The 442-nt window shown below is 62.2% G+C and carries 1 protein-coding gene; it reads right to left on the bottom strand.

Annotated elements, in window-relative coordinates; all coding sequences use genetic code 11:
- Positions 1-442 (bottom strand): hypothetical protein (locus tag AC2JF9_RS09365; protein WP_500727228.1); only part of this gene is annotated, 442 nt, incomplete at both ends.

Raw genomic sequence — 442 nt, 5'->3', positions numbered from 1 at the left:
GAAGTTGATCGGGTTCGAGCCGCTTTCGCCTTCGAACCGTCCCTGGTTCTTCGTATGCTCGGCGGACGGGGTTCCGCCCGGATGCTTGAAGTAGAATTTGCCGCCGCCGCTACCCGCTGGGATGCCCACCGCCGCCTCGTCCGCCGCCGTCGTGTTCCTGATGAGGCTGTTGTTGAAGAAGCGCCAGCCATAGACGAGCGCGTTGGGCCCCATCCGGAACTCGGCATTGTTCTGCCACAGGTCGGCCGTCCCCGTGCCGTTCCAGTTGATGTAGATCATCCCGAAATTCTGGGTGCGCGGCGAGTTGTTGTTGAATCCCTGGTCCGCGATCCACGAACATTGGTTGATCGCGGTCGCCGGGGCGTTGATGTTGATGAAGCGCAGCGCGTGGATGCGGCCTGTGTTGTCCACGGTGCCGCTCGGGTTGAACGTGTCCTTCACC

The sequence above is a fragment of the Lactobacillus sp. C449L genome, assembly GCF_059900815.1.
The sequence above is the reverse complement of the archived record's forward strand: the minus strand, read 5'-3'. Positions and strand labels throughout refer to the sequence as shown.